The following is a 2,108-nucleotide window of genomic DNA, read 5'->3' on the forward strand; positions in this document are numbered from 1 at the left end:
CTGCTGGAGGGCGAGTTCGAGGCGGGCGCGTCGTACAAGCCCAACAAGGCGGACTGGTTCGCGGGCCGCTGGTCGGGCCTCCATGCCCCCGCCGACGCCGAGACCGCGCGCCGCAACGTGCCGACGGGCATCGAGCCCAAGCTGTTCGCCGCGCTCGGCCGCACCCTCACCACCATTCCGGCCGATCTCAACCTGCACAAGACGCTCGGCCGCGTGCTCGACGCCAAGCGCGCGATGTTCGACACCGGCGAAGGGTTCGACTGGGCGACGGGCGAGGCGCTGGCGTTCGGCGCGTTGCTGTCGGAGGGCTATGGCGTGCGCCTGTCGGGCCAGGACTCCGGCCGCGGCACCTTCTCGCAGCGCCATGCGGTCTGGGTCGATCAGGTCGACGAGCACAAATATGTGCCGCTTGGCCATGTCGAGCATGGCCGCTTCGAGGTGCTCGACAGCCCGCTGTCGGAATATGGCGTGCTCGGCTTCGAATATGGCTATGCGCTCGCAGACCCCAAGACGCTGGTGATGTGGGAGGCGCAGTTCGGCGATTTCGCGAACGGCGCGCAGATCATGATCGACCAGTTCATCGCGTCGGGCGAGGCCAAGTGGCTGCGCGCCAACGGCCTCGTGCTGCTGCTGCCGCACGGCTATGAGGGGCAGGGGCCCGAGCACAGCTCCGCGCGCCCCGAGCGCTTCCTGCAGCTGTGCGCGGGCGATAACATGCAGGTCGCCAACTGCACGACGCCCGCCAACTATTTCCACCTGCTGCGCCGCCAGATGCACCGCGGCTTCCGCAAGCCGCTGGTGGTGATGACGCCCAAATCGCTGCTCCGCCACAAGCTGGCGGTGTCCGCGGCCACGGACTTCCAGGGCGAGAGCCACTTCAAGCGCATCCTGTCGGACACCAACGGCGGCGCCGACGCCGACACGCGCCGCGTCGTGCTGTGCACCGGCAAGGTCGCCTACGACCTGATCGAGGCGCGCGACGCGGCCGGCGACGTGGACGTGCAGGTGATCCGGATCGAGCAGCTCTATCCCTTCCCCGGCGAGCCGCTCGCACTCCGCCTCGCGCGCATGCCGAAGCTGGAGGAGGTGGTCTGGGCGCAGGAGGAGCCGAAGAACCAGGGCTATTGGTTTTTCGTCGCGCCCCTGATCGAGGAGTCGCTGGCCGCCGCCGGGCGCGGCGGTGCACGCCCCCGCTACGCCGGTCGCGCCGCTGCCGCTTCGCCTGCCACGGGGCTGATGAAGCGCCACCAGCTGGAGCAGGCCGCGCTCGTCGCCGACGCGCTCGGCCATTCGGTGCGCGGCGAGGTGCGGCGGACGAAGACGAAGTAAGGCCGTGTCCTCGCGCAGGCGGGGACCCGGACTGGGCTCCCGCCGTCGCGGGAAGCACATGAGGACGAACATATGGCAACCGAAGTTCTGGTCCCAACGCTCGGCGAATCGATCACCGAGGCGACGCTCGGCGAATGGCTCAAGCAGCCCGGCGATCCCGTGCGGGCGGACGAGCCGATCGCCAGCCTCGAAACCGACAAGGTGTCGGTCGAGGTGCCCTCGCCGGTGGCGGGGACGATGGGCGCGCATGCGGTGCAGGTCGGCGACACCGTGTCGGTCGGCGCGATGCTCGCGACCGTCGAGACGGGCGTCGGTGCTCCCGCCCAGGCCGCGGCGCCGCAGCCGGCGGTGACACAGGGCAATGCCGACATGTCGGACAAGGCGCGCGAGGGGACCGGCCCCGGCCCGGGCGAACAGCCCCGCCCCCGCGAGCAGGAGGCGCCGACGGGCAATGCGCCCGAGTCCCCCGCCGCGCTCTCCCCCTCGGTCCGCCGCGCGGTGCTGGAGACCGGCGTCGACCCGGCCACGGTCACCGGCACCGGCCGCGACGGCCGCCTGACCAAGGACGATGTCCTCGCCGCCGCGCAAAGACCGGCGGAGCCTGCGCCCGCGCCGGCCGCGCCGCCTGCCCCCCAGACCCCCTCCGTCGCCGCCGCCAGCGGTCGCAAGGAGGAGCGCGTGCGGATGACCCGCCTGCGCCAGACCATCGCGCGCCGGCTGAAAGAGGCGCAGAACACCGCCGCGATGCTGACGACGTTCAACGACGTCGACATGACCGC

1 protein-coding gene and 1 pseudogene are annotated in these 2,108 nt (G+C 71.5%); both read left to right on the forward strand.

The genetic code is table 11. The features are described from left to right. Positions 1-1,329: pseudogene (sucA, locus tag ACFE64_RS15635) on the forward strand (2-oxoglutarate dehydrogenase E1 component); the annotation flags it as partial. Between the two features lie 72 nt (positions 1,330-1,401). Beyond that, the coding region (locus tag ACFE64_RS15640; RefSeq protein ID WP_375393376.1) for a biotin/lipoyl-containing protein at positions 1,402-2,108 on the forward strand (707 nt) is incomplete at its 3' end.

The organism is uncultured Sphingomonas sp. (assembly GCF_964250165.1).
Classification (GTDB): Bacteria; Pseudomonadota; Alphaproteobacteria; order Sphingomonadales; family Sphingomonadaceae; genus Sphingomonas.